Below are 451 nucleotides of genomic sequence, written 5' to 3'. Positions count from 1 at the left end.
ATACCCCCACAGGCGAGCCGAAGCACGAGCCCAGGCGGGGCTCCCGACCCGAGCCGAAGCAGAAGCGCGAGCGCGACTACGAGCGGAGCTCGGGCAACCGACCCGAGCCGGAAGATGGGCACGGGCGGAGGGTCGTGCCGGAGCCGGAGCGTAGACACGCCCAGAGCACCGCACCACAACCGGAGACCGGGCAGAGGCCGAGCACCGAACCCACGCCCGCGTACGAGCACGACCGGAGCACCGCCTCCGAACCAGAGCACGGACGCGGGCACGACAACAGCGCCGCACCCGAACCAGAGCCAGAGCACCAGCGGAGGCTGAACACCGGGCCCGAGTCGGAGCACGAGCGCGAGCGTGACCGGGTCACCACGCTGGAGCCGGAGCGTGGGCACGGCCAGAGCGCCGCACCGGAGCCGGAGTCGGAGGGTGGGCGCGGGTGCCGGGAGCCTCA

General features: G+C 73.2%; 1 pseudogene. It reads left to right on the top strand.

Annotation, left to right across the window (positions count from 1 at the left end):
• Positions 1-134: 134 nt before the first annotated feature.
• A pseudogene (locus HCK04_RS41760) lies at positions 135-451 on the top strand (hypothetical protein); the annotation flags it as partial.

Origin of the sequence: Microbispora sp. CL1-1, assembly GCF_012034195.1 — a bacterium.
Taxonomy (GTDB): Bacteria; Actinomycetota; Actinomycetes; order Streptosporangiales; family Streptosporangiaceae; genus Microbispora.
This window is presented reverse-complemented; position numbering and strand designations above follow the sequence as displayed.